This is a genomic window from Streptomyces inhibens, from assembly GCF_003389455.1.
Lineage (GTDB): Bacteria > Actinomycetota > Actinomycetes > Streptomycetales > Streptomycetaceae > Streptomyces > Streptomyces inhibens.
Genome location: NZ_QUAC01000005.1, coordinates 1 through 26,560 on the forward strand (window position 1 = coordinate 1; position 26,560 = coordinate 26,560).

Below are 26,560 nucleotides of genomic sequence, written 5' to 3' on the forward strand. Positions count from 1 at the left end.
CCCGCCCCGGCCCCTCCCCCCACGGCACGGTCCAGTTCCACGACGTCGGCTTCCGCTACCCCACTGCGGACGCCACGGACGGCTCGGCCCATACGCCCAAACCGGCCCTGGCCCGGATGTCCTTCACCGCCCGCCCCGGTGAGCTGCTGATCGTCACCGGGCCCAGCGGCGCGGGCAAGTCCACCGTCTCCAAACTGCTGCTGCGCTTCTACGACCCGGATTCCGGGACCGTGACGCTGGACGGTGTACCGCTGCACCAACTCCCGCTGAACCGGCTGCGCGAGCGGGTGACCCTCCTGCCGCAGGAGACCCTCATCCTGCACGACACCATCCGCGAGAACATCGCCTGCGGACGCCCCGGCGCGAGCGACCACGAGATCGTCGAGGCCGCGCGGGCCGCCGACGCGGACACGTTCATCAACGCGCTGCCCGACGGGTACGAGACCGAGATCGACCCCAACTCGGCGCGTCTGTCGGGCGGCCAGCTCCAGCGCCTGGCGATCGCCCGGGCCATGCTGCGCGATGCGCCGGTCCTCGTCCTGGACGAGCCGACCACCGGGCTGGACGCGCTCGCCGCGCGCCGTATCGTCAAGCCGCTGCGCAGGCTGATGCGCGGCCGCACCACCATCATGATCACGCACGATCTCAATCTCGCGCCCGACGCCGACCGCATCCTCGTCCTGGACGGCGGCCGGATCGTGGAGACCGGGCGGCACGAGGAGCTGCTGACCCGCGTGGGCGGGGCGTACTCCCGGCTGCACCGTTCGCAGAACAACGCGGTCATGGACACCGGCGAGCTACGGCTGCCGCTGTCCGACGACGGACGCCCGCTCTTCCGCGACGAGGTGTGGCTGCCCGGGGGCGACCCCCGATGGTGAACGTGGAGTCGCCGGGCGGACGGCCGGATCCGGTGCAGGAGCCGGTGCAGGAGCCGATGCCGCCACCGGACCTTCCCCGCATCCTCCTCGTCGACGACGACCCCGCCGTGCTGCGGTCGTTCGAGATGCTGCTGAGCAGACGCGGTTTCACGATCCTGTGTGCGGCGGACGGTACGGAGGCGCTCGACGCGGTGCAGCGGCTGAACCCGGCCGCGATCGTGCTGGACATCGAGATGCGCGGTCTCGACGGGCTGACCATCTGCCGCCGGATCCGGGCCGCCGGCGACCGGGTGCCAATCCTGACGCTGTCCGTACGCCGCTCCATCGGGGACCGGATGTGCAGGTGTGGACCGGGGACGAACTGCCGTCCGCCAACGTGCTGGAGGCGCACCTCGTGCAGCTGCGCAGGAAGTCGGAGGCGGGCGGCGGGCCGCGGCTGATCCGTACGGTGCGGGGCGTCGGCCATGTGCTGGGCGCGCGGGCGTGAGGCGTGGTCGGGAAGTGAGGCCGCGGCCGGGAGGACGCGGGTGTGAGGTGCCATGAGATGTCAATCCGGGCGAACATCAGCAGTCGGATAACTGACCGGAAATCGTCCTTCGAAGTCGGTGGGCAGCGCGGTCTCGCGGTGAGAGGACCTCCCCCGCGGCGTCCCCCGTTCCTGCGAGACCAGCGCGCACCAGGATTAACGCGAAGTTGCTCGCGTTAATCTTTCTCGGACAATACTTGGCGTGAACCCGCACTGCAATACGGAGCCGTCGTGACGACAGCGCACCATGCCCCGGGAGGGTCCCGGCCCGGTGGGCGGACCGCCCGTACCCGCGAGGCCGTATTGACCGCCGTCTTCAAGGAGTTGGGGCGCGGCGGCTTCGCCGCGCTCACCATGGAGAAGGTCGCTCAGCGCTCGGGAATTCATGTGGCGACGCTCTACCGGCGCTGGCGCTGCATCGAGGGGCTGGTCTGCGAGCTGCTGACCGATCTGAGCTCCGATGTGCCGCTGCCGGACACCGGCACGCTGCCCGGGGATCTGCGTGCGCTGGCCCGCTCGATAAGCGCGTTCTACGGGGATGCGCGGATGCGCCGGCTGATCGAGGCGGTGGTCTCCGCCGCGGCCCGCGACCCGCAGGCGGCCACGGTGCTGCGGTCCTTCTTCGGCGAACGGATGGTGCTGGCCGGCCGGATGGTGCAGCGGGCCGTCGTACGCGGCGAGCTGTCCGCGGACACCGACCCGGAGCAGGTGGTGTCGGCCCTCGGCGCGCCCTTCTACTACCGGATCCTGATCGCCCGTCGCCCCGTCGACCAGGACCTCGCCGAGTCCACCGCCATCGCCGTCTGGGCGGCGGCCCGCGCGGGCGCGTACGCGAGCAAGGGCAACAGCAGCAACAACTCCGGCAACAGCAAGACAAACTGACGCAGCAACAACAAAGGCGCCCAGCAAAAGCCCCAGCAAAAGCCCAGCAACATCGCCAACCAAGACCGACGGCGCTGACTAGCCTCAACACCCATGCGGATTCTCATTCTTGGCGGTACGTCATTCGTGGGCCGCGCCATCGTGGAGGACGCTCTGCGCACCGGCGCCGAGGTGACCTTGTTCGGCCGGGGGAAGACCGGGGCCGGCCTGTTCCCCGGGCTGACCCGGCTGATCGGCGACCGGGACACCGGCGACTACGCGGCGCTGCGCGACGGCAGTTGGGACGCGGTCGTGGACGTCAGCGGCTACGTTCCGCGCCATGTCGGACAGGCGATGGACGCGCTGGGCGACCGGGTCGAGCGGTACCTGTTCATCTCCAGCCACGCGGTGTACGCGCGCACGGGGGTGGCGCCCGGCTCAACGGAGGACACCCCGCGCCGTCCGCCCGTACGGGACACCGAGGAGCTCTACGACGAGACCTACGGCCGGCTCAAGGTGGCCTGTGAGGACGATGTGCTGGCCCGGTACGGCGCGCGGGCGACGATCGTGCGGCCGGGGAAGGTGGCCGGGCCGTACGACCCCTCGGACACGTTCACGTACTGGGCCCGCCGGGCCGCGCGCGGCGGACGGGTGGCGCTGCCCGCCGACCCGGGGCAGCCGGTGCAGATCATCGACTCGCGCGACCTGGCCCGTCTGGTGGTGCAACTGCTCGCCGACGACCGCCCGGGAGCGTTCCACGCGGTGGGGCCGGCCGAGCCGGTCACGCTCGGCGGGCTGATCGAAACCTGTGCGCGGGTGGCGGGCAGCCAGGTCGAGATCGTACGGGTGTCCGCCGAGGGAGCGCCGCCGATGTTCCCGCTGGTCCGGCCGGACTGGCCGACGCAGCAGCGCAACCCGGCGCGGGCCCGGGCGGCGGGCCTGCCCGCGACCCCGCTGGAGGTGACCGCCGCCGACGTCCTGGCCTGGGACCGCGAGCGCGGTGAGCCGCCGCTGGAGTGCGGCTACTCCCCTGAGGAGGAGCGGGCGTTGCTCGTGCGGGAGGACGGCGCGGCCGTCGACGGCTGACGGGCCCGGCCGGCCCCGGAGGAGTCCGCCGGCACCTACCCCGGAGGAGTCCGCCGGCACCTACCCCGAGGAGCTCGCCGGCACCCACCCCGGAGGAGCTCACCGGCATTCACCGGCGAACCCCTCCGAGCGTCATGCGCCTACTTGCCGAGCAGCCCCGCCATCCACGCCTCGATCTCGTCCGACCGTCGCGGCAGCCCGTCCGACAGGTTCCGGTTGCCGTCCTCCGTCACGAGGATGTCGTCCTCGATCCGGACGCCGATACCGCGGTACTCCTCGGGCACCGTCAGATCGTCCGCCTGGAAGTACAGGCCGGGCTCGACGGTGAGCACCACGCCGGGCTCCAGCGTGCCGTTGACGTACGCCTCGGTGCGGGCCGCGGCGCAGTCGTGGACGTCGAGGCCGAGCATGTGGCCGGTGCCGTGCAGGGTCCAGCGGCGCTGGAGCCCCAGCTCCAGCACCCGCTCGACCGGGCCGTCGAGCAGGCCCCACTCGACCAGCTTCTCGGCGAGCACCCGCTGCGACGCGTCGTGGAAGTCACGGAAGGCCGCACCGGGCTTCACCGCCGCGATGCCCGCCTCCTGGGACTCGTACACCGCGTCGTAGATCTTGCGCTGGAAGTCGGTGTAGCGGCCGTTGATCGGCAGGGTGCGGGTGACGTCCGCGGTGTAGAGGGTGGTGGTCTCCACGCCGGCGTCCAGCAGCAGCAGGTCGCCGGAGCGGACCTCGCCGTTGTTGCGGACCCAGTGCAGGGTGGTGGCGTGCGGGCCGGCGGCGCAGATCGAGCCGTAGCCGACGTCATTGCCCTCGACGCGGGCGCGCAGGAAGAACGTTCCTTCGATGTAGCGCTCGCTGGTCGCCTCGGCCTTGTCCAGGACCTTCACGACGTCCTCGAAGCCGCGCACCGTGGAGTCGACGGCCTTCTGCAGCTCGCCGATCTCGAACGCGTCCTTGACCACGCGGGCCTCGGACAGATAGACCCGCAGCTCTTCGTCGCGCTCGGCGGTGACCTTGTCGGTCAGCGCGGCCTCGATGTCGGCGTCGTGCCCGCGGACGACCCGGACCGGGCCGGTGGCCTCCTTGAGCGCGGCGGCCAGCTCGCGGACGTCCTTGCAGGGGACGCCGAGCAGCGCCTCGGACTCGCTGAGGCTGTGGCGCCGGCCGACCCACAGCTCGCCCATGCCGTTCAGCCAGAACTCGCCGTTCTCGCGGTTGGAGCGGGGCAGCCGGTAGATCGTCGCCTCGTGTGAGTCGCCCTTCGGCTCCAGGACGAGGACGCTGTCGTCGGTCTGGTCGCCGGTGAGGTAGACGTACTCCGTCGAGGCGCGGAAGTCGTACTCGGTGTCGTTCGAGCGGGTCTTGAGATTGCCCGCCGGGATCACCAGGCGCTCACCGGGGAAGCGCGCGGACAGTGCGGCGCGGCGCCGGGCGGCGTTCGGGGCCTGCTCGATCGGCTGCAGGTCGCGCAGCTCGGTGTCGGCCCAGCCGCTCTTCATGTTCTCCGCGAGCTCATCAGAGACGCCCGGGTAAAGGCCGTTCTTGCGCTGCTTGATCGGCTGCTCGTCCTCGTCCGGGGTCTCCGGCGTGAGCTCGTCGGTCACAATGCCTCCTTTTAAGACTGAACCGCGACTGAACCGCTTTCCATCGTATGTGCGGATCGAAAGCGGTCCAGGGGCAGGAAGGTGTGACCTCTCAGGCACTCCGGCCATAGGACGCAATATGGCCACCGGAGCTTGGGTGCGCGGCGCGCCGTAAGGCTTGAACTACGCACTGTCCCCCGAAGCGAGCGCCGTTCCCCGAAGCGAGCACTGCTCCCCGAAGCGAGCACTGCTCCCCGAAGCGAGCGCTGCTCCTCGAAATGCGCGCTGTTCCCGAAATACGCGCTACCCGCGCTACCCCTCGAAGTACGCCGCGAGCAGCACCACGTCCTCCTCCGACGACGGATCGTCCAGCCCCTGCGGCAGCATCGTGCGCACGATGTGGTCCACGACCGCCTCCGGATCATGGCGGGCGGCCCTGGGTACGCCGGCCGCGGCGGAGTGCAGCCGGGCGAAGGCGCGGTCCATGGGCTCGCCGGTGCGGTGCAGCAGCCCGTCGCTGTAGAGCAGCAGGGTCTCGCCGCCGGCCGGTTCGATCTCCACGCTCGGCGCTTCCCAGCAGGCGAGCATGCCCAGCGGCGCGGACAGCGAGGTCTCCACGAACTCGGTCCGCAGCTCCCCGAGGATCAGCGGCGGGCAGTGGCCGGCCCCGGCGAGCACCAGCTTGCGCGGCATGGCGGCGCTCCCCCAGCTACTGCTGGAGGCACCCCCACCCATGCCCTCCAGGGACGGGGGCGCGCCGGGCGCGCCGGGCGGCGGCTCGGTGAAGGCGAACAGCGCGGTGGCGCTGCGGGCGGGCTCGGTCAGCCGCATCAGCAGTTCGAGGTCCGAGAGGACCGCGACCGGATCCTCGCCCTCCATGACCGCGTATGCGCGCAGGGACGCCCGCAGCCGCCCCATGGCGGCCACCGCGCTCGGCCCGGAGCCGGTCACCGAACCGACGGCCAGGCCCAGCGCGCCGTCCGGCAGCGGCAGTGCGTCGTACCAGTCGCCGCCGCCGCGCGGGCCGGTGCTGTGCCGCACCGCGAGGCGTACGCCGGGGACCCGTGGCAGCCGGCGGGGCAACAGCTCCTCGCGGAGGATGCGGCCGGCTTGTTGGCTGCGGTGGAGTTCCAGGAGGCGGGCGAGGTGTTCGGCGGCGTGCGCCCGGTAGAGGCCGACGAGGTGGCGCTGGCGTTCGGTGGGTTCGGCCGGTTCGTCGTAGAGCCAGACCGCGGCGCCGGTTCTGCCGATGGGTTCGGCGGTGAGCGGAACGGCGTAACTGGCGGCGTATCCGAGGCGGGCGGCGACCTCGCGCAGGCGGGGGTCGAGGCTCTTCTCACCGGGGATGTCGGGCTCGGTGATCTCGGTACGCGCGTCGATCCGGGGGTCGCATCGGGGGTCGCTTCGGCGGCCGGGGACAAGGCCCTCGCCAGGGGCGCCGCGACGGGTCTCGTCGAGCGGGCCGGTGCGGGTGTCGTCGCCGGTGACGCCCGGCTCCGGGAGGCCGTCCAGTATCCGCGCGTACGACAGGGCGCGGCGCGGGATGGTCTCGATGTGGCCGATTTCGGCGTGGCCGAGACCGAGGCCGACGGTGGTCTCCGGGCCGAGTCCGTCGGCCGGTGCGAGGACGACCAGACCGCGGCGCGCGCCGACCAGTGAGGCGCCGGCGCGCAGCAGCTCGTGCAGGGCGTCCTGCAATGTGCGGGTGCGCGCGAGCTGTTCGGTCAGGTCGTGCAGGGTGCTGAGGTCGGAGATCCAGCCGGCCAGCCGGTCCTGGACCGCGGCGAGTTGGTCGACGACGGAGACCTCGGGGGAGGGGCCGGGCACGGTGCCGGCCGCGGGGTCCATGGCGTCCTGAGGGGCGCCGGACGAGGGGTCGGAGGGGGTGTCGGTGGTGGCGTCCGCGGGGGTCTTTGCCACGCGCGGGTCGGCATTGTGTGTGGGGGCGGGAAGAGCTGGTTCGATTCCAGCCACTTTCGGTACATGGGGGGCGGTCATGGCCGACGGCTATCGTCGCGCCGGGCATTGCCCCAGGTCAGGCCGCTTTTTGGTAGGGAGTGCGGCATTTTGTTGAGTGATGTTGTGCGGTGCGTTTGGCCGCGCAAATTCCTCAATAGCATCGCAAACCCCCATGTCATGCTGCTCCGCTATCAATGCCTCCACATGTACACGCACCAGCGATGTGATGTCCAGCACTGTCCCTATGGGGTTTGTGGTGTCAACAAGGTCTGTAGATTGGCCTGAAAATAGCCCCCTGAGCGTCAATTTGCGGTCGACTGGCGGCGATCAGCAGCGCGTCATCACCACATGGCGGGTACGTACTCGGAAAGGCGCGGGGCCAGTTGGGGCCGCACCGGAACTCTCCGGCGGGCACCGGCGTCTAATACGGCGACGACCGCGACGCACTCCCAAATGGCGGGGACTGCACTACGGAAGCGCAAGCGCCATGCGCGCGCCACCCCCCGCCACGTTCCACGCTCGGCGTACGACGTGATGCGCTGCCTTGTACATGCGGTGACCAAAGATCCACGTGGCGTGATCGATGAGTGATCGACCCAGGTCGCACGACCGGGCCGCAAGAACGCCACACGACGGCATGAAGCGGTGCGGCGCGAAACGATTGTGTACCGGCAAGTAGTGCCATGTAGTGCGATGGACATAGCCCTCGGCGTTAACGGAAAGGAACGAGCGCTCATGCGCGAGATCCTCGGAAGGCGACGCAAGCTCCTGTTCCGGCGCGGCGGAAGGTCGGCGCTGCTCGGTGCGGCGCTCCACTGCGCCACCGAGTGGCAGTGGCCAGTACTTCCCGGTGTGGGACTCAGGTCCGCCGGCCGGCAGCCGGCCGGCGCCCGGCTCGGCCTGGCCGAACGGCCCGCCCGCCGGTGCAGCTGCCCCGACCCCGACTGTGTGGTGCCCGGCGCGCACCCCTTCGACCCCGGCCTGCTGGCGGCCACGACCGATGCCCGGATGGTGCGTTGGTGGTGGACCAACCGCCCGGACGCCCCCATCGTGCTGGCCACCGGCGGCCGCGCGCCCTGCGCGGTGAGCCTGCCCGCCGTCGCCGGCGCCCGCGCCCTGGCGGCCCTGGACCACTTCGGCGTACGCCTCGGCCCCGTGGTGGCCACGCCCACCCGCTGGTCGCTGCTCGTATCGCCGTACGACCTCCCGGAGTTGGGCGAGCTGCTGCACTCCCAGGACTGGGTGCCCAGCTCGCTGCGGTTCCACGGGGAGGGCGGCTATGTGGTGCTCCCGCCGTCCCAGATCGGCGCCGGCAAGGTGCGCTGGGAGCGGCCTCCGGCAGCCCCCAAGCTCTCAACTTCTACCCCAACTTTGTTCGAGCGGGGGGACCCCCATGCGCAGGGGGGACCCCCACCTTCGGCCGCGCCGTGGCTGCCGAAGGTGGCCACGATCGTCGACGCGCTCGTCATGGCGAGCACCGGCACCCCGGACGGCGGCAGCCGGCTCGCGTATTGACGCGCGGACCGGCTCCTGCGGGGGGTCGCCCCAACGACCCGCGGGCGGTTCACCCGTACGGGTGCGACCGGCCGGGCCAGTACGGGAAACGGGTGTCCGGGCGCCGACGGGCACCCTTGTCGGCCGATAGGTTCGTCTCACCGTCAAGCCGTCGTCGCGTCGTCGTCGGCATCTCAATCGCAGGTGGGGCCCATGCAGCGTGCGCAGAAATTCCGCATGATCGGGCTCGCCGGTGCGGCGGTGCTCGCCGTCGCCGTGCCGCTGGGCGCCGCGATCGCCGGCCCGGCGGATACCCTCCCCGCCGTCGGCGGGGGTGCCCGCGCTTCGGGTGCGGGGTCCGGGAGGGCGGTCACGGCCGAAAAGAGCTCCAAGCTCACCAACGGCGTCGGCCCGCAAAGGCACGCCAATTCGGGCAAGAGCCCCAATGGCTCCAACAGCCCTAACAGCCCCAGCCGCCCCGCAAGCACCACCAAGCGCCAGAAACTCACCAGCCCCCTCGGTGAACTCGATCTGCCGTTCCTCTCCGGGCGCACCTCCCGCTGCGGGCCCGAACTCGCCTCTCCGCAGGGGATCGAGGCCCAGACCTGTGTGCTCGCCGAGGGTGGCCGGACGTGGGCGCGTACGTACTACCGCAACCTCACCGGCGGCCCGCTGCGGGCCGTACTGGCGCTGCTGCGGCCGGACGGCAGGACCGTCCAGGTGCACTGTGAGGTGCCGGCGGCCGACGAGCCGGGCGTGTGCGAGACACCGGCCGCCGCGACCGTGCGCACGAGCCGGCAGGCGTACGGGGCGGTGGCGGAGATCTCCGATGCGCGGGGGGAGCGGCTGCTGCTGCGCTCCGGCAGCAACTCGGCGCCGGAAGGCAGTGGTTCGGACCACTGACGGCGCGGGCCGCCCACGAGGATCGCGCGGGACGGCGTCCGTGCGGATTCCGGGGCGAGCGCCCGGCTCCGGACATGGAAGCGCCCGGTCGCTGGCGACGGGGGATGCACCAGCGACCGGGCTTTTAGAACCGTAACAAGAGATCGGCAGTTCGCAAATTCGATCGTGGATTTCCGGACGCCTATTTACCGGCAGGTACGGCGAGTTGTGACGGGCGTCACGCCTGGGACCTCCGGGGGTGTACGGTCCGCACGGCCGAGGCCGTCACTGTCAGCTCAGGGTGACCTGACGGTTGGTGAGCCCGCCGCGCGCCCGGCGCTCCTCGGTGGTCAGCGGGGCGTCCGTCGCGAGGGCCTTCGTCAGCCGCTCGGCGAACGCCGCGGCCGGCTCGGCGACCGCTTCGGCGTCCATCGACGAGGGCAGGTCCCAGACCGGCACGACCAGCCCGTGGGCGCGGAACGAGCCGACCAGGCGGGTGCCTTCGCCGAGCGAGGAGGTGCCCGCGGCGTGCAGCCGGGCGAGCGCGTCCAGCAGCTGCTCCTCGGGGTACGAGGTGACCCAGCGCAGATGGTTCTTCTCCGGGGCCTGGCACCAGTAGGCGCCCTCCAGGCCGGGGATCCGGGCGGTCGGGATGGCCGCCGCGTTGGCCCGCTCCAGGGAGGCGGCGACCTCTCCGGTGGCGTTCTCGGCGTTCTCCACCCAGAACTCGAAGCCGGTGTGGACGGTCGGCTCAAAAGGTGCCTCCAGGTCGAGCAGATCCTGGAGCCGGGGGCCGTCGGCGGCGGGCCGTCCGGCGGCGACCGGGGTGCCGGGCTCCGCGACCAGCGCGCGCTGCAGGGTGTCGGCGAGGTCGCGGCTGATGTCGCCGGAGGCGGTGTCGTTCTGCAGACCGAGCAGCACCGTGCCGTTGTCGCGGCGCAGCGCGGGCCAGGCCATCGGCAGCACGGTCGCCAGCTTCACGGCCGGGACGCCCTCGGGCAGCCCGCCCTTCAGCGTCAACTCGGCGGTGGCGGCGGGTACCAGCTCCCTCAGCGCCACCCAGTCGCACTCACCGGGCAGGCCCTCGAAGGGGCGCTGCACGAGTTCGGTGGCGGCGTGCGCCGCGCGCCGGCCGTGACACGCTTTGTACCGGCGGCCGGAGCCGCACGGGCAGGGCTCGCGAGCGCCGACGACCGGCACCTCGCCGTCCTTGATCTGCGGTGCTGCGGCCTGGGGCTGGGGGCGGCGCTTCTTGGCCATGAGGACGGTGTCTCCTGGTCGATCCTGGGCGTACGGACGCGTTTCGGCGCGAGCCTAGAGGATTGCGTACCAGGGCGCGCCCGGCCGGCCATGAGGCCGTGTCGGGCGCGTGGCGGGGCCACGTCCGGCCCGCTGCGGCACGGCCAGGCGGCGCGTGCCGCAGCGTCAGGTCGTCGTCGCTGCGCCGGATCCCGTCACGTCGGATCGTCGCCGCTACGTCGGGACCGCTACGTCAGATCGTCGAGATCCACGAAGGCGGGGCCCAGCGTCGGACCCGGCCGGCCGTTGGCCCGTCCCGCGCCCGTCGCGAGCGAGGGCGGCAGATCCGGCGTCAGATCCACGCGCGTAGCGAATGCGCCTTGGAGCGAGAGGGCCGCCCAGACCGTCACTTCACCGGTGGCGGTGTCGCGTACGCCCCAGTCCTTGGCGAGCGACCGGATGATCGCCAGCCCGCGACCGCCGTGCGCCGTGACCGAGGGAGTGGCCGGAAGTGGCCGGGTCGGGCCTCCGCCGTCCGTGACCGCGACGGTCAGCCGGCCCTGTGCGTCGATACGCCAGGAGGCCCGGACGGATGCCGACGGGGTGCCCCGTGACGCATCCTTCGCGGCGTCCTTCGATGCCGCTCTTACGGAACCCGGTGATCCGTTTTCGTATATCGGACGCGCATGTCGACACGAATTGCTCAATAGCTCCGAAAGGATAAGGACCGCATCATCGATGACTGTGTCCTGAACTCCACTTGCCAACAGCTCTTCACGCATGCGCCGCCTGGCCATGCCCACACCCGCTGGACCATGGGGTACGGCCATGATCGACGACGTCGGCACCTCTTGTGCCACCACCAACGCCACCCCCGAGACCTCCTTTGCCCCACGCCACGGGATGAATGCCCCAATGGACTGGACCGGAAACCGGCCAAGCGACACGCAGTGACGCACTGGACACAATCGAATACCCGTCGAATGCGCCGGTGCACACCCTGTGATGAGCTCTAGCCAAGGCCGAGTTGGCTTCGTACCTGCTTGGGGCGATTTGTAATCACCGCGTCCACGCCCAATTCCTGGCACAGTTCGACATCGGCGGGCTCATTGACCGTCCATACGTGGACCTGGTGGCCCGCGCGATGCGCCTTGGCGACGTACTCGGGGTGCGAGCGGAGGATCCGCATCCCGGGGCCCGCGATCCCGATGCCGGGCGGCAGCCGGCCGTCGCGGTGCCGCAGGCTGAGGAACTGCATCAGATAGACGCCGGGGATGTCGGGCGCCGCGGCGTGTACGCGATGCAGCGAGCGCGCCGAGAAGCTCATGACCCGGACCGGAGATGTCCAATCGGCACGCATGGCCGGTTTTGTATACCCGAACCGGCCCAGCAACTCGACCAGCCGCTCCTCCACCTGTCCGGCCCAGCGCGTCGGATGTTTGGTCTCGATGGCCAGCTCGACCCGGCGGTCCGCGTCGGCGACCAGCTCCAGCAGCCGCTCCAGCGTGAGTACGGAGGTCCGCTCGGGGTCCTCGTGCTGCCGGTCCGGCGCCTCGTTCGCGAAGCCCTCTTCCTTCCAGGACCCGAAATCGAGCGTGGCGAGATCGGCCAGCTCAAGGGCGGAGACCGCGCCGCGCCCGTTGGACGTGCGATTCACCCGCCGGTCGTGGACGCAGACCAGATGGCCGTCCGCGGTCAGCCGGACATCGCACTCCAGGGCGTCCGCGCCGTCCTCGATCGCCTTGCGGTAGGCGGCCAGGGTGTGCTCCGGCGCGTCGTCGGAGGCACCTCGATGGGCTACGACGGAAATTGCGGGACGACCCGGGCGGGCGTCCTGGGCGCGGCGTGCATAGGTCACCGCGTTATCGTGCCATCCACCGTCGCCGGGTCACCCACCCGTCCCCCGGGGCGGGTAACAGGGGATGCGTCGGTTTTGTCCGACATAAAGGATGAGGGCACAGTCACAGCCTCGGCTTACGGCGCTCTGACGCGTGGTGGGAAAGGCTGGGACACAGGCTCTTCCGTATCGCCCGGCCCGTATGGCGCGGACCGGACACACGGACCGGGGCTCGCGGCCGGTGCGGATCCGCTGGGTAGGACCCGTGGACCGGACCCGCGAACCCGGACCGGCGGACCGGGACTCGCCCGTATCGCCCGGATCCTTAATCCTGGAGTACCGGGTGCCCGATCCCCCGCACACCGAGAACCGCAAGACCTGCAAGACCCGCAAGACCTGCAAAAACTGCAAGACCCGGAAGACACGGCCCGCCCCCGGCATCGGACACACCGGGGGCATGCGGGTGACCTGCCCGCCCGGGCCGTGGGCGCCGACCATCGTGAAGCTGAGGAGAGAGCTGTGAGCACCGAGAACGAGGGAGCCGCCGTCCCGTCGGAGGCCAAGCCGCCGACCGGACAGTGGCCGGACAGCGCCCCCGCGTCCGCCTCCGGCGCACAGACTCCCGACGCCCCGCCGGCGCCGGCCGCTCCCCCGCCGCCGGAATTCGCGCCGACCGCAGCGCCGGGCCCCGCCGGCGCGACCGAACAGACCACCCGGATCCCCGCCTACCCGGAGGCCGGACACGGTTCGTCCGCCGGCGGCTGGGGCCAGCCCCCGTACGGTGGCGGCGACCCCTGGGGCGCGTCCGCCGTCCCCGCGCCCAAGCGGCGCAACGGCGGCCTGATCGCGGCCGTCCTGGTGGCCGCGCTGGTCGCCGGCGGTGTCGGCGGCGGCATCGGCTTCTGGGCCGCGGGCCAGAGCGACAGCGCCTCGACGACGGTCTCCGCTACCGGCGACGCCGGCGCGCTGAACCGCAAGCCCACCTCGGTCTCCGGGATAGCGCAGAAGGCGCTGCCCAGCGTCGTGACGATCGAGGCGCAGGGTGCCGGCGGCGACGGCGGCACGGGCACCGGCTTCATCTACGACAAGCAGGGCCACATCCTCACCAACAACCACGTCGTGGCCAGCGCCGCCGACGGCGGCAAGCTCACCGCGACGTTCTCCAACGGCAAGAAGTACGACGCCGAGGTCGTCGGCCACGCCCAGGGCTACGACGTCGCCGTCATCAAGCTCAAGAACGCCTCCGGCGCCTCGCTCAACCCGCTCCCGCTCGGCAAGTCCTCCAACGTGCAGGTCGGCGACGCCACGATCGCGATCGGCGCGCCCTTCGGCCTGTCCGGCACGGTCACCACCGGCATCATCAGCGCCAAGGACCGCCCGGTGGCCTCCAGCGACGGCGGCGGCACCAGTGCCTCGTACATGAGCGCCCTCCAGACGGACGCCTCGATAAACCCCGGCAACTCCGGCGGCCCACTGATGGACGCCGGCGGCAATGTCATCGGCATCAATTCCGCCATCCAGTCGGCCGGCAACGGCGGCCTGGGCGGCGAGTCCGGCCAGTCCGGCAGCATCGGCCTGGGCTTCGCGATCCCCATCGACCAGGCCAAGCGGGTGGCCGAGGACCTGATCAAGACCGGTAAGCCGGTCTACCCCCAGATCGGCGTCCAGGTCGGCATGCGGGACACCGGCGACGGCGCGACCATCGCCCAGACCGGCAACAACGGCTCCGAAGCGGTCACCGCGAACGGCCCGGCCGACAAGGCGGGCCTCAAGCCCGGCGACACCATCACCAAGCTCGACGACACGGTCATCGACAGCGGCCCCACCCTCATCAGCGAGATCTGGCAGCACAAGCCCGGCGACCAGGTCACCCTCACCTACAAGCGCGGCGGCAAGGAGCACACCACCCAGGTCACCCTGGGCCAGCGCACAGGCGACAAGTGACGCGCTAGTCTGATCCCCGCGACACCTACGCCACAGGCGCGCGGTGCCGCGGGGAGGCTTGCCCGAGCGGCCTAAGGGAACAGTCTTGAAAACTGTCGTGGCGGCAACGTCACCGTGGGTTCAAATCCCACAGCCTCCGCAGTTGCGGATAAAGCGCAGGTGAGAGGGGTACCCGGAGGTCCGGGTGCCCCTCTTGTCGTTGGTTCGGGCGGTCGTCGACCACGGCCGTCGAACAGTCGCGCGGCCACCCTTCGGCCAGGGGCGAGGATCTGGGGCCACCCGTAGTTGTTCCTCGTCGGGTCAAAAAGGGTTTCTTGCCGGGATGCTTGGTTAAGGGGCTGGTCAGAGGGGGTGTGCGGGGCTTGTGAGGCAACCCTTCGGCGTGCGGTCCGTCTCATGGGTGCGGTCATCGCCTGACCGTTCCGGGCCTCGTCGGCGCATACTGGGCTCACGATGACGAAGCCATCCGCGCCCCGGCGCCACCTGTCCACAAGCCCCTTCAAAGCCCCGATTGTTCCGCCGGCCAAGCAATTCGGGCTGGGAGACCGAGTCTCACACGACCAGTACGGCCTGGGCAGAATCGTTGATGTCGAGGACGGGATCGCGCTGCTCGTCGACTTCGGCTCCCGCCAGGTCCGAATCGTCAGCCCGTACTCGCGAATGAACAAGCTCTGACCTCGTGCACCGGCCCGCTGAAGGGTGCCCTGCGTGCGTGGGGCACCCCTTCTGCGTGCCCGGACTCCCTTTTTGGTGTACGGCATGGGGAATTGCTGATGCATATCATTAATGTTCGCGATTCTGAAATGCGGGGATCGTGAAATGGCGTTAAAATATGCGTAGCGAATTTGGGGGGATCTCGCGGGTGTCGCCCTTTATCTGGAAAAGTGCGAGGCGTGGAAAACGCTTCTAGCGTGGGTGTCATGAGCACTCAACAGACCATGCGCGACAAGTTCTACACCGTGGTGGCGGGCGACACGCTTACCGCCATCGCCGCTCGCTTCCATACCACCATGAAGCAGCTTCAGATCTGGAATAATATTCCGGACCCGAACACCATCAAAGTAGGGCAGCGGCTCGTCGTCGGGAAGACGCCCGTCGGGGAGCCTGAGCCCGCAGCTCCGAGCCTGGTGCCGTTCCCCGGTGCGGACTGGTTCAAGACCCTGCCGCCGCCGGACAGTCCCATCATCCAGAACATGGGCTTCCGTCTCGTCGACGAAGACTGCGGTGCCCCCTACGGGTTCAGCGGCCCCGGGTCGAGGTGGAACGAGAAGCACCGGAAGGCCTACGCGCTCTGGCAGGAGAGTCTGGGATTCTCGGGACCCGAGGCCGACGGCTGGCCGGGCCGGAGGTCCTGGGACGCTCTGCGTGTTCCGACCCCGACGCCCGAGCAATGGGGCTCCGACTGAAGCCGGTAAATCGTAAATCGTAAATCGTAGAACTCCCCGCCATGCAATGTTCAATTGCGCGGCGGGGATGCTCTTTGTCCGGGGCGTATCGTGGAATTCATTCTCGTCAATCATCGGCACTGTGCAGAAAGTGGGTAGTGGTCACCGTGGGTTCGCGGAGCGCGGGGATATCGGGTGGGGGCCGGCGGACGTCCGTGGTGATTCGGCGGGCCGAGGGGCGGGATGCCGCGCGGCTCACTCGGCTGGTGCGCGGCTCGGCGGCGTACGAGGGGCGGTATGCCGCGATGGTCGACGGGTATCGGGTGGGCCCGGACTACATCGAGGCGCATCGGGTGTTTGTCGCCGTGGGCGACGTACGTGGTGACAGTGGCGAGGGCGGGCGGGTGCTCGGGTTCTATTCGCTCGTTGTCGAGCCGCCCGAGCTTGATCTGATGTTTGTGGCGGATCAGGCGCAGGGGTACGGGATCGGGCGCCGGCTGGTCGACCACATGCGGGACGAGGCGCGGCGCGCCGGAATCGACAGTGTGCGGGTGGTTTCGCATCCGCCCGCCGAGGGGTTCTACCGCAGCATGGGCGCCCGGCCCAGCGGCACGGTGCCGGCGAATCCGCCGGCGGTGATGTGGGACCGGCCGGAGCTCAGGTTCGTGGTGGGGAGCGGCGGAGAGAGGTAGCAGGGTCAGAGCCGGAGTCAGGATTGTGACTTGCTGGGGTTTTGTGGCAGTTGGGCGTTATTCAGAGCTAATTGGATGGCGGAGTAGGTCACTTATCGCGACTGTGTGGATATGACGCGATCGTTTGAGGAACTGGTGGCCGAGGCCGATGCCGTATCGGTCGAGGGGTGGGATTTCTCGTGGCTTGAGGGGCGGGCCACGGAGGAGCGGCCCTCGTGGGGCTATCAGCGCGCGATGGGTGAGCGGTTGGCGCGGGCGTCGGCGGCGTTGGACATCCAGACGGGTGGCGGAGAGGTGCTCGCCGGGGCGGCGAAGCTGCCGCCGGTGATGGTGGCCACGGAATCCTGGCCACCGAATGTCGCCAAGGCCACCGCACTGCTGCATCCGCTGGGCGCGGTCGTGGTGGCCGATGAGGACGATCCGCCGCTGCCGTTCGCCGATGCGGCATTCGATGTGGTGACCAGCCGCCATCCGGTGACCGTGTGGTGGGACGAGATCGCCCGTGTGCTGCGGCCGGGTGGCACGTACTTCTCCCAACAGGTCGGCCCGGCCAGCGTGTTCGAACTGGTCGAGTTCTTTCTGGGGCCGCAGCCGGAGCACGTACGGCGTGCCCGCCATCCCGAGGACGCGCGCAGGGCGGCGGAGGCGGCCGGCCTTGAGGTGGTCGATCTGCGTGCGGAGTCGCTGCGGACCGAGTTCTTCGATATCGGGGCGGTGGTCTACTTCCTGCGGAAGGTCGTGTGGATGGTGCCCGGGTTCACCGTGGGGAAATACCGGGAGAAGTTGCGGGAGTTGGACGCCTTGATCCGCGCCGAGGGGGCGTTTGTGGCGCATACGACGCGGATGTTGATCGAGGCGCGTAAGCCGGCGGTGTGAAGGTGTGAGGGGCCTGGTGAGTCTGCGCGCGTACGGCTTAGGGAGTGGCCCCTACGTCGTCGGTTCCCAGGCCGCCGGCCCTCACGTCGTCGGCCCCCAAGCCGCCGGCCCCCACATCCTCCAGAGCCGAGCGTTGCCGGTCGCTGAGGTCGGTCCGCAGGCCCAGCGCCGTGCGGATCTCGGGCCATTTGTCGTGGGTGCTCGGTGTCGAGCGCAGCCAGCCGAGTCCGTAGTCGACCGGTGAGGTGCCCGGCGATTCCTCCGGGGCGGCTCGCTCGACCAGTGGCTGGAGCACAAAGCCCGAGTTCCGCTCCCTGCCGTTGCGGTCGAGCCAGTCGAAGGCGTGCCGGACGGTGCGGTCGGCGGTGGCGGCGGGCAGGTCCGTACGTGTGAGGAGGGCGCGGAGCACGTAGGAGGCGTTTCTCGATGTGCCGTGGGTGGCCAGCCAGGTCAGGGCCCGATCGGTGGCCGGTGTCACCGTTTCGGTGGTGAGGTGGGGCTGTTCCAGCAGGGCGCGCAGTACGTGGGCGGCCGAGGGCTCGGTGCCGCACCGGCCGAGCCAGCCGAGGGCGCGCCGGGCGGCGCGGTCGACGGTGGCGGCGGGCAGGTCCGTACGTGTGAGGAGGGCGCGGAGCAGGAAGGAGGCGTTTCTCGATGTGCCGTGGGTGGCCAGCCAGGTCAGGGCCCGATCGGTGGCCGGTGTCACCGTTTCGGTGGTGAGGTGGGGCTGTTCCAGCAGGGCGCGCAGTACGTGGGCGGCCGAGGGCTCGGTGCCGCACCGGCCGAGCCAGCCGAGGGCGCGCCGGGCGGCGCGGTCGACGGTGGCGGCGGGCAGGTCCGTACGTGTGAGGAGGGCGCGGAGCAGGAAGGAGGCGTTTCTCGATGTGCCGTGGGTGGCCAGCCAGGTCAGGGCCCGGTCGGTGGCCGGTGTCACCGTTTCGGTGGTGAGGTGGGGCTGTTCGAGGAGCGCGCGCAGTACGTAGGCGGCCGAGGGCTCGGTGCCGTGCAGGTCGAGCCAGGAGACGGCGTGCCGCACAGCCCGGCGGACGAGGTCGGGGGTGAGGTCCGGGCGGGGCAGCAGCGAACTGAGCACGAACTGCGCCTGCTCCGTGTGGCCATGAGCGGCCAGCCACCGCATGGCCAGGCCGGCCGCGGTGTCGGCGCTGCCCGGGGCGAGGTCCTGGCGGCGGAGGAGCTGGGCGAGCACATGGCTGGCGTCCCGCCCCTCGCCGTACGTCGTCAGCCAGGCGCAGCCATGGTCGACGGCCCGGGCGGACTGCTGCGGGAGCAGGGCCCGCGCCGCGAGCAGCGTCTTGAGCAGGTACTGCGCCTCCTGCCCCTGATCGGCATCGAGCCAGCGCAGCGCCTGCTCCGCTGCCGCGGTGCTGAGCGCGGGCGCGAGGCCGGGGCGCCGGTGGAGCGTGTGCAGCAGGTGGCTTGCCTGGGGGGTGGTGCCGTGGGCGTCGAGCCAGCCGAGCGCGGGCCGGGCCGCGGCGGCGAAGGTGTCGGCGGACAGATCCTCGCGCTTGAGGAGGGCGTTGAGGACGTGCCAGGCGGCTTCGTTGGTGTGGTGGGTTTCGGCCCAGGGGAGGGCCAGGTCCACGGCTTTGGCGGCGACCGGCGGCGGCACGTCGGGGCGTTGGAGGAGTGCTTGGAGGAGGTGGCTTGCCTGGGGGGTGGTGCCGTAGGCGTCGAGCCAGTTGAGGGCGGACCGGGCGGTGGTGGCGACCTTGTCGGTGGGCAGGCCCTCGCGCTTGAGGAGGGCGTTGAGGACGTGCCAGGCGGCTTCGTTGGTGTGGTGGGTTTCGGCCCAGGGGAGGGCCAGGTCCACGGCCGTGGCGGTCACCATCGGTGAGACGTCCGGGCGTTGGAGGAGTGCTTGGAGGAGGTGGCTTGCCTGGGGGGTGGTGCCGTGGGCCCGCAGCCATGTCAGGGCGTGGCGGGCGACGCCGGCGGCCTTGTCGGCGGGCAGGCCCTCATGCTTGAGGAGGGCGTTGAGGACGTGCCAGGCGGCTTCGTTGGTGTGGTGGGTCTCGGCCCAGGGGAGCGCCAGATCCACCGCGGTGGCGGTCACCGACGGGGAGACGTCGGGACGTTCGAGGAGCGCCTGCAAGGAGTGGCTGGCCTCAAGCGTCGTGCCGTGGGCCCGCAGCCATGTCAGGGCGTGGCGGGCGACGCCGGCGACGGTGCCGGGGGTGAGGTCCTCCCGCCTGAACAGCGGCTTGTAGAGGCGGGTGGCAGGTTCCGTGTCGCCGTGGAGTTCGAACCAGTCCATGGCGAGGGTGACGCCCTCCGCGAGGACGAGGTACGGGCTCCCCAGCACTCGCCCGAGGAGGTAGGCCGCGTTGTGGCGCGCCCCGTGGACGCCGAGCCAGGCGGTCGTCCGGGCGACCGCTGACTGCTCCTCCTCGGCCCGCAGGTCCGTCCTGTCGAGCAGGGCGCTCAGCACGAAGTCGGCCTCGGTGTCCTCGCGGTACGCCGCGGACCAGGTCAGCGCGTTGGCGACGGCCACCCGCACCTGGCCCGGATCCAGCTCCGAGCGCAGCAGCGCGGACAGCACGTAACTGGCGTCATGGAGCTCCCGGTGCGTCGTGCACCAGTCCAGCGCCAGCTCGACGGCCTCTGCGATATGCGCGGCCGTGACATCGGGTGTGGTCAGCAGGGACTTCAGGAGGTGGGACGCCTCGGGGACGGCGCTGCACCTGCGGAGCCAGTGGAGCGAGACGGAGGAGATCGCGTGCTTCTGCTCGGGTGTCAGATCGGGGCGCCGGAACAGGTCACGCAGCGCGAAACAGGTCTCGTGGTGCGCCACATGGACCTCGCACCACGCCAGGGTCGAGGCCACGACGTCGGGGACGCGCTCCGAGCCAAGGTCCGGGTCGTTGAGCAGGTTGCGCAGGACGTCACTGACCGCGACCACATCACGATGGGTGGTGCACCAGGTCAGGGCGTGTTCCCGGGCGGCGGCGGCCCGCTCCGGATCGCTGCTGCCGGCGCCGAGCAGGGCACAGACGAGTGGCGCCGCGCAGCTGCTGCGCGGGTAGGTGCCGAGCCACCGCCATGAGCGGTCGGTGACCTGCGCCGCCCGCTGCGGGGAGAGGTCGTCGCGCGCCAGCAGGGGGAAGAGCACAAAGTGCGCTTCCGGGTGGCCGATATGCGTCCCCAGCCAGGTCACCGCCTCACCGGATGCCTTCTGGAGCTGGTCGGGGTCGAGATCACGGCGGGACAGCAGGGCCGCCAGGACGAAACTGGCCTCCCATGCGGTGCGATGCCGGTGGAGCCAGCGCGCCGCGGACTCGATGGCGACCCGGGACTGCTCGGGCCGGAGGTCCTGGCGCAGGAAGGCGTTCAACAGGAACTGGGCCTCCTTGCGGAAGGAGTACTGCTGCACCCATCGCACGGCGTGGTCCACGGCCTTGGCGGCGTGTTCCGCGGGCAGTTCGCGCTGGAGCAGCAGCCCGCGGATGACGTAGTCGTCCCCCAGCTGCATCGGGTGTGCCGAGAGCCAGCCGAAGGCGGCCTCGACCACCGGGGCGGGCGCGGCATCGAACGCGTTGAGCGCCCGGGACAGGAAGCGCCGGCATGCGGGCGACTTCTCCTCGTTGCGGATCCAGGGGTCCACGATGCGGTCCCACGCCTGTAGCGTCGCCGACTGCCAAGGCGAACTCGTCACCAGGGTGAGCAGCGTGTGCCCGGCGTCCTCCCCGCCGGCCGCGAGCAGCCCGCCGATCATCTCGGCGTGCTCGGCGATCCAGCCGTCGAAGAAGCGCCCGAGCTGGGTCGCCGGACGGCCCTCGGGCAGCTCGTCGGCCAGCCGGCGCAGATGCCCCGCGAAACGGCCGAATGTGGTGCCGTCGAGGATCATGGACGCCAGGAGGGCGCGGGTGGAGCGGCGATCCACCCGGTCGGCCTGGGCGGGGAGAATGACGTGCTGGAGCAGTTCGTCGGTGACGATGTCGTGGACGACCCTGACCTGGCCGCCCAGCTCGTCCAGCCAGCCACGCTCGATGAGCATGTCGACGACGTCCACACCTTCGAAGTCGGTCTCCCCGCCGAGCAGCGCGTCCACGGCATGTGCCACCGCGTCGACCGGCTGGGGGCAGGCCGCCGCGGCGACCGCGGAGGCGAGCAGCCAGGAGTCGACCGGAGCCGCCGACATCGGTGAGGCGTGCTTCTCCTTCGGCGGGCGGCGGAGCCCGTCGCCCTTCAGGCGCGTGTGCAGCCATTGCAGCAGGTCTCCGCGCCGGAGCTGGGCGAACTCGGGGATGTTCTCCCCGGCCCCCAGCCGCCGTTCGATCTCCCGGGCGATGAGCAGGGCGATGACGGGGCGCTGGCCACACACCTCGGACAGCGCCTCGGCGCCCCAGCGCTCCAGGGCCCGGGGCGCGACCTCGCGCAGGATGTGGCTGGAGACCGCCGACTGGTGTGCGGCGTCCGCCCGCAGGCGTACCTCGTCGAAGAGCTGTTCCGGGCCCCGCTCGTACAACTCGCCCAGCGGGCCCGGGCGGACGGAGGCGATCAGGGCGATCGTGACGCCCCGACGCTTGGCCTCCGGAAGCAGTGTGTCGACGAACTCCTGAAGGTCGAGCTCGACCAGCGCGTCCAGGTAGTCCAGGACGAGCAGCGCCGTGCCGCCGCGCTGCCCCAGGAGGCCCTGGACCAGGTCGGTCACGGTGACGCTCTTGTGCTGGTTGGTGTGGAAGACCCGCCAGCCGGCCTGCTGCGCGAGCGCGGCGACCTCGAAGCAGGTCCGCGTCTTTCCGGTGCCGGCGGCACCGACGAGCATCACCCCGCGGTGCGTATCCGGCGCGGAGAGACGGGCGAACAGCCGCCGTGGATCGGCCTCGTGATCGGGCCCGGGGCTGACGAACGGCAGCTGTTCCTCCGTCAGGAAGTTGCGCTGCCCGACCAGGCCACGGAGCTTCGCCTCGTGGGTGATGAGCTTCTGCAGGGCAGGGGGCGGCTCCTCTTCCTGCGGGTGCACCGGCACCGGTTCGGTGTCGTAGTCGAGCCGCGCGAAGAGCTCCAGCAGGCCGGGATCGTCGATGCCGGCCACGGGCACCGCGGAGAGGCTGGCCTCGCCGCTGGGCAGCCAGTGGCTGTCGCAGACCCCCACCACCACGCCGTCGGCCAGGACGGCGGCTCCGGAGTAGCCCTTCCAGGGGGACAGCTTGCCCACCGCCCGTGGTGGTGGGCTGGTCAGCGCCAGTTCGAGCTTGCCGTCGCCGGCGTAGGAGCCGAGTTGGACGAAGCCGTCGATCTGGATCGTGTGCGCCTTGCGCTCCTCGACGGCGTAGTTCGGGAACCCCACCGCACGGAACGCGACGCGTCCGGCCTGGTGCGGCAGCTCCCCGAAACGGATGGGGGAATACGCCACGGGCAGCGGATCGATGGCCAGGAGAGCAAGGTCGCGGCTGTTGTCGAGGACGTGCGACCGGACAGCCGATTGGTGCGACCTGTTGCGGATGAGGTACTCGTACGTTCTGCCTTCACTGATGTCCTCGTCGAAGGGGTGCCGCACGGTGAGGACCAGTCCGTCGGCGAGGAGGTATCCGGTCGCCCGGAAGACCTTCGCGCCGGTTTCCGGTACGTGTCCGATGACCTGCACCACACGACTCAGGTCGTCATAGCCGCCCTGCTGCACCCACAGCCCCCGTTCCCTGACCTGCCGTTTGTCACTGTGTGACCCGCGGGTGGCCCGCACCCGCGGGTCATCGCGGGATCAGTCGGCCAGCTCAAGGTGGTTGGACGTGACGACCCGCCCGCCGTCGGCGGTCTCCGCCTTCAGATGCAGGGAGACGGTGTGGGTGGTCGACGCACCGCCCGTCGCCTTGCCCCCCGCCGTCAGCACCCAGAACTTGATCCCCCCGTTGACCTCTGCGGAGGCGGTCACCTCGACCTGCATCTCCAGGTCGACGGAGTCCACATGGAAGCGCACCGGCTGGCCCTCGCCGTCGTTCACCGCCGCCACCAATTCCTGGCGCAGTGCGCGGATGGTGTCCGAGAGCCCGATTCCCGTCATGACCCCTCCATCTGTGTCCCACCAGTTGTGCAGAGCTCGGGATCATACCGGCCGAGCAGGGCCGCCAACTGGGCTTTCGGCGCAGTGGTCTTGGCGTATTCCGCGTACGTCCGCCCGGAGGCATCGGCCGCTTTCTCTTGCCGGTTCTATGCCGGTTCTATTGCCGACCGGCCGCCGATGCGATCGTCGCGCGGGCCTCCTGTTCGGACAGTCCGGAGTGGCAGGCGGCCTCGGTCAGTCTCGGGGCGAGTTCTTGGCCCAGGCCGGATTCATAGGCGCGGCAAGCTGCCCAGAAGAGACGGGCGTTGCGCTGGCCGGTCGGGGAGGTGCGGACGAAGCGTATGAGGGCCGCGGCGGGCTGGGGCGGGACGGCGGATGCGGACGCGCGGTGGGCGGACGGGGGCGGGGCGGTGAGGAGGCTGAGCAGCTCGGGCGGTACGGGGGCGGGGCGGCGCGGGGCGCCGGGCGCGAGGACGTACCGGCCGTGTCTGGTGAGCGAGCCGGGGCCGACCAGATAGCCGCCCACGCCGCGGATGTCGATGCCGGGGGCGAGCCGGCCGACGGAATTGGGGACGGGCGGGGACGGCGGGCCGGTGAGCCAGAGGTGGCGGCCGCCGCTGGGGGTGAGGACGGTGACCGTCGGCGGGATCGGGAAGTCGTGCTGTTCGGCGAGGAACCGGAGGGCGGTGAGGCCGTCGGCGCCGTTCTTGGTGTCGAGGTCGATGCCGATGAGGTGGTGCGGGGGCAGTCCGCAGGCGATGCCGTAGCCGGTGGCCCATGGGGTGGCGGCGAACAGGCGGCGGACGCTGAGCGGATCGGTGCTCGCGTCGTGTACGCCGTGTCCGATACGGCCGCAGGCGCCGCGGCAGGGCGGGACCTCGGGGTGGCCGCGGTGCGGGGAGCGGATGGCGGGGAGCTTGCTGCGGGTCAGCGGGATGACGGGGTAGCCGTGCTCGGCGGCGAGCAGGGCGTGGGAGAGCGCGGCGGCGTGGGCGTCGGCGGGCGCGTCGGTGGGCGGATCGGGGCGCGGGTGGGGCGGATCGGGCCGGGGGCCGGCCGGTGGCTCGTTCTGGTGGTCCGGCCGTGGCTCGCTCCCGTGATCGGTCGGTGTTCCGGCATGGCGTCGGTGCATGGCCATGGATCCATTTTCGTACGAATGTTCGATGAAGGGAAGGGGGGCGTGCGAAGATCGGCCAGTGCGCCGGGGCACTCCGGTCAGCGCGGCGCGGCCCGTAATCCTTGTGAGGGAGGGCCGGCGACGGGGCCTGACGTCGGCGAAGGGGCCTGGCCAGGGCCGATGTGATGCGGCAGGGGTTTACCCGGGGTTCCTCATGCTTGCGAGGGAATCGCCCCTTCGTGGCGGGTCCGCCGGGGATCCGGTGGGCAATCCTGAGTTCGCGACGTCGAGGCAAGCATCGCGGTGGCCGGCCAACTACCCGATGAACAAGGGGAGTTGAAGGGGAGTTCCAGCAATCCGGATCCGGAACGAGGGAGATCGGGCAAGCAGGTCCGACAGGCCGGGTCCAGTAGGCCGGATCCAGTAGGTCGGATCCAGCGAGTCGGATCCAGTAGGTCAGATCCAGAAGTTGTGCTCAGTGGAAGGAACAGACATGGCAAGCACCCGCACGGCCCGCGCCATTGCCGTAGCTGCCGCGTTGCCCTTTGCGGCCGCGCTCTTCAGCGGTGTGGCGCAGGCCGACAACGGCGGCTTTGCGACCAACGGGTCGAACTCGGCGGCGACGAGTCAGGTGGGGACCGGCGTCGGCCACGACAACTTCGGCAACTCGACCACGGGCCAGCAGGTCGCCAACGGTGCCGGCGCCTCCAATCAGAACAACACCGCGAGCGTGAACGGCTCCGGCTACACGGTCATCGACCAGGACAACACCACCGTCAACTTCACCAACCTCTGGTGAGCAGACCGGCCGGCCGTCATGGGGAGTGGCGGCCGGTCGAGGGGTGATGTGTCGGGGTCGGCACGGAGAGAATGGGGCTTCTCCGGGGTTCACTGCGCCGACCTTGACAGCGAGCGGGTTTCTGACGGACAGTCAGAAACCCGCTCGCTCGTTCGTACGCCCGGAACCCCCTGCGCGCCCGGCGTACGGCCACCAGAAGGGGAGGCCGCCGACGTGCACCTCGCCCCCACCGCGCGCCAGGAACAGCTGCGCACCGAACTCCGTTCGTACTTCCGCACGGTGATGCCGGACGGGCCGGTAGAGAGCGCCGACGGGCAGCGTGCCCTGCTGCGCCGGATCGGCGCCGACGGCATGCTGGGCCTGGGCTGGCCGACCGCGTACGGAGGGCAGGGCCGCGGCCCCGACGAGCAGTTCGTCTTCTTCGACGAGGCCTACCGCGCGGGCGCGCCGGTCTCGATGGTCACCCTCAACACCGTCGGCCCGACCCTGATGAAGTACGGCACCCGGCAGCAGAAGGACTTCTTCCTGCCACGGATCCTCAGTGGCGAGATCGTCTTCGCGATCGGCTATACGGAACCGGACGCCGGCACCGACCTCGCCGCGCTCCGCACCCGCGCCGTGAAACCCGACGGCGACGACGGCCACTGGCTGATCAACGGCACCAAGAGCTTCACCAGCAACGCCCACCAGGCCGACTGGATCTGGCTCGCCTGCCGCACCGACCCCGACGCCCCGAAGCACAAGGGCATCTCGATCATCCTCGTGCCCACCGACGCGCCCGGCTTCTCCTGGACGCCGATCGAGACGGTCGGCGGGCTGACGACCACCGCGACGTACTACGACGGCATACGCGTCCCGGCCGGACATCTCGTCGGCGAGGAGAACGCCGGCTGGCAGCTGATCACCAATCAGCTCAACCATGAGCGGGTCGCGCTGGCCGCCATCGGCATGCAGGCCGAGGACGCCTTCGACGCCGCGCTGGCGCATGCCCGTACGCCGGACGCGGAGACCGGCGAGCGGCCCGCCGACCACGCCTGGGTGCGGTCCCGGCTCGCCGAGGCGCACGCCCGGCTGGCCGCCACCCGCCTGCTGAACTGGCGGCTGGTCGGCGATGTGGGCGCCGGAACGCTCGGGCCCGGCGACGCGAGCGGCGTCAAGTTCGCGGGGACGGAGAGCACCGTCGAGGTCTACCGGATGTGCCAGGAGGTGGTCGGCGACGCCGCCCTGGTGCGAGCCGGTTCGCCGGGCGTCTTCGGGGACGGCGAACTGGAGCGGATGAACCGTGCGGCGCAGATCAACACCTTCGGGGGCGGCGTGAGCGAGGTCCAGCGGGAGATCGTCGCGACGATGCGACTGGGGATGCGGAGGGGACGGCGGTGAGTG

Annotated in this window: 21 protein-coding genes, 1 tRNA gene and 1 pseudogene; 15 read left to right on the plus strand and 8 right to left on the minus strand. The window is 70.8% G+C overall.

The window, feature by feature from the left end:
- The 4 genes and pseudogenes from DY245_RS00385 to DY245_RS00400 form a co-directional block, all read left to right on the plus strand.
- Nucleotides 1-878: ABC transporter ATP-binding protein (locus DY245_RS00385; RefSeq protein ID WP_147318316.1), on the plus strand; the 878-nt coding region annotated here is incomplete at its 5' end.
- A 56-nt stretch (nucleotides 879-934) separates the two neighbouring features.
- Nucleotides 935-1,365, plus strand: a pseudogene (locus tag DY245_RS00390) (response regulator).
- 270 nt (nucleotides 1,366-1,635) lie between these two features.
- Nucleotides 1,636-2,286 (plus strand): TetR/AcrR family transcriptional regulator, encoded by a 651-nt coding sequence (locus DY245_RS00395; RefSeq protein WP_128502336.1) that lies wholly within the window; start codon nucleotides 1,636-1,638, stop codon nucleotides 2,284-2,286.
- A 93-nt stretch (nucleotides 2,287-2,379) separates the two neighbouring features.
- Nucleotides 2,380-3,351 carry an NAD-dependent epimerase/dehydratase family protein gene (locus tag DY245_RS00400; RefSeq protein WP_128502337.1) on the plus strand — a complete coding sequence of 324 codons (972 nt, stop codon included), beginning with the start codon at nucleotides 2,380-2,382 and terminating at the stop codon, nucleotides 3,349-3,351.
- Nucleotides 3,352-3,491: 140 nt separating this feature from the next.
- Here the strand turns inward: DY245_RS00400 and DY245_RS00405 are convergent, their stop codons facing one another.
- Both DY245_RS00405 and DY245_RS00410 read right to left on the minus strand, forming a co-directional pair.
- Nucleotides 3,492-4,952 carry an aminopeptidase P family protein gene (locus tag DY245_RS00405; RefSeq protein ID WP_128502338.1) on the minus strand — a complete coding sequence of 487 codons (1,461 nt, stop codon included), beginning with the start codon at nucleotides 4,950-4,952 and terminating at the stop codon, nucleotides 3,492-3,494.
- Between the two features lie 291 nt (nucleotides 4,953-5,243).
- Nucleotides 5,244-6,905: a PP2C family protein-serine/threonine phosphatase gene (locus DY245_RS00410; RefSeq protein ID WP_425329328.1), complete on the minus strand. Its 1,662-nt coding sequence runs from the start codon at nucleotides 6,903-6,905 to the stop codon at nucleotides 5,244-5,246.
- Nucleotides 6,906-7,625: 720 nt separating this feature from the next.
- Here DY245_RS00410 and DY245_RS00415 point away from each other — a divergent pair.
- Both DY245_RS00415 and DY245_RS00420 read left to right on the plus strand, forming a co-directional pair.
- Nucleotides 7,626-8,405, plus strand: coding sequence for a bifunctional DNA primase/polymerase (locus DY245_RS00415; RefSeq protein WP_128502339.1), 780 nt, complete (start codon nucleotides 7,626-7,628; stop codon nucleotides 8,403-8,405).
- Nucleotides 8,406-8,597: 192 nt separating this feature from the next.
- Entirely contained in the window at nucleotides 8,598-9,287 is a 690-nt protein-coding gene (locus DY245_RS00420; protein WP_128502340.1) for a hypothetical protein, read from the plus strand.
- 270 nt (nucleotides 9,288-9,557) lie between these two features.
- Here DY245_RS00420 and DY245_RS00425 read toward each other — a convergent pair whose 3' ends face one another.
- The 3 genes from DY245_RS00425 to DY245_RS00435 form a co-directional block, all read right to left on the minus strand.
- Nucleotides 9,558-10,526 (minus strand): DUF5926 family protein, encoded by a 969-nt coding sequence (locus tag DY245_RS00425; protein WP_128502341.1) that lies wholly within the window; start codon nucleotides 10,524-10,526, stop codon nucleotides 9,558-9,560.
- Nucleotides 10,527-10,753: 227 nt separating this feature from the next.
- Complete coding sequence (locus DY245_RS00430) at nucleotides 10,754-11,377, minus strand: ATP-binding protein (RefSeq protein ID WP_128502342.1); 624 nt, start codon at nucleotides 11,375-11,377, stop codon at nucleotides 10,754-10,756.
- Between the two features lie 140 nt (nucleotides 11,378-11,517).
- Nucleotides 11,518-12,363 carry a glycerophosphodiester phosphodiesterase gene (locus tag DY245_RS00435; protein ID WP_128502343.1) on the minus strand — a complete coding sequence of 282 codons (846 nt, stop codon included), beginning with the start codon at nucleotides 12,361-12,363 and terminating at the stop codon, nucleotides 11,518-11,520.
- 322 nt (nucleotides 12,364-12,685) lie between these two features.
- On the opposite strand from DY245_RS00435, the gene DY245_RS00440 reads away from it, so the two are divergent.
- The 7 genes from DY245_RS00440 to DY245_RS00470 all read left to right on the plus strand — a co-directional run bounded on the left by DY245_RS00440 (nucleotide 12,686) and on the right by DY245_RS00470 (nucleotide 17,239).
- Complete coding sequence (locus tag DY245_RS00440) at nucleotides 12,686-12,865, plus strand: hypothetical protein (RefSeq protein WP_128502344.1); 180 nt, start codon at nucleotides 12,686-12,688, stop codon at nucleotides 12,863-12,865.
- Nucleotides 12,862-14,286 carry a S1C family serine protease gene (locus DY245_RS00445; protein ID WP_128502345.1) on the plus strand — a complete coding sequence of 475 codons (1,425 nt, stop codon included), beginning with the start codon at nucleotides 12,862-12,864 and terminating at the stop codon, nucleotides 14,284-14,286. Before DY245_RS00440 ends, DY245_RS00445 begins: the two co-directional genes overlap by 4 nt.
- A gap of 52 nt (nucleotides 14,287-14,338) precedes the next feature.
- Nucleotides 14,339-14,425: transfer RNA gene (locus DY245_RS00450), tRNA-Ser, on the plus strand.
- Nucleotides 14,426-14,739: 314 nt separating this feature from the next.
- Nucleotides 14,740-14,961: a hypothetical protein gene (locus DY245_RS00455; RefSeq protein WP_128502346.1), complete on the plus strand. Its 222-nt coding sequence runs from the start codon at nucleotides 14,740-14,742 to the stop codon at nucleotides 14,959-14,961.
- 245 nt (nucleotides 14,962-15,206) lie between these two features.
- Nucleotides 15,207-15,692, plus strand: a complete 486-nt coding sequence (locus DY245_RS00460; RefSeq protein ID WP_128502347.1) for a peptidoglycan-binding protein — start codon at nucleotides 15,207-15,209, stop codon at nucleotides 15,690-15,692.
- Nucleotides 15,693-15,829: 137 nt separating this feature from the next.
- A complete protein-coding gene (locus tag DY245_RS00465) occupies nucleotides 15,830-16,363 on the plus strand; it encodes a GNAT family N-acetyltransferase (RefSeq protein WP_425329329.1) in 534 nt (177 codons plus the stop codon).
- A gap of 111 nt (nucleotides 16,364-16,474) precedes the next feature.
- Entirely contained in the window at nucleotides 16,475-17,239 is a 765-nt protein-coding gene (locus DY245_RS00470; RefSeq protein WP_128502349.1) for a class I SAM-dependent methyltransferase, read from the plus strand.
- 37 nt (nucleotides 17,240-17,276) lie between these two features.
- On the opposite strand, the gene DY245_RS47425 is transcribed toward DY245_RS00470, so the two are convergent.
- The 3 genes from DY245_RS47425 to DY245_RS00485 all read right to left on the minus strand — a co-directional run bounded on the left by DY245_RS47425 (nucleotide 17,277) and on the right by DY245_RS00485 (nucleotide 24,399).
- Nucleotides 17,277-22,943: a serine protease gene (locus DY245_RS47425; RefSeq protein WP_128502350.1), complete on the minus strand. Its 5,667-nt coding sequence runs from the start codon at nucleotides 22,941-22,943 to the stop codon at nucleotides 17,277-17,279.
- Nucleotides 22,944-22,961: 18 nt separating this feature from the next.
- Entirely contained in the window at nucleotides 22,962-23,261 is a 300-nt protein-coding gene (locus tag DY245_RS00480) for a trypco2 family protein (RefSeq protein ID WP_128502351.1), read from the minus strand.
- Nucleotides 23,262-23,418: 157 nt separating this feature from the next.
- Nucleotides 23,419-24,399 (minus strand): bifunctional DNA primase/polymerase, encoded by a 981-nt coding sequence (locus tag DY245_RS00485; RefSeq protein ID WP_128502352.1) that lies wholly within the window; start codon nucleotides 24,397-24,399, stop codon nucleotides 23,419-23,421.
- Between the two features lie 472 nt (nucleotides 24,400-24,871).
- Here DY245_RS00485 and DY245_RS00490 point away from each other — a divergent pair, with 472 nt between their 5' ends.
- Nucleotides 24,872-25,177, plus strand: a complete 306-nt coding sequence (locus DY245_RS00490) for a hypothetical protein (RefSeq protein ID WP_128502353.1) — start codon at nucleotides 24,872-24,874, stop codon at nucleotides 25,175-25,177.
- Between the two features lie 213 nt (nucleotides 25,178-25,390).
- Complete coding sequence (locus DY245_RS00495; RefSeq protein ID WP_128502354.1) at nucleotides 25,391-26,557, plus strand: acyl-CoA dehydrogenase family protein; 1,167 nt, start codon at nucleotides 25,391-25,393, stop codon at nucleotides 26,555-26,557.
- Nucleotides 26,558-26,560 lie beyond the last annotated feature (3 nt).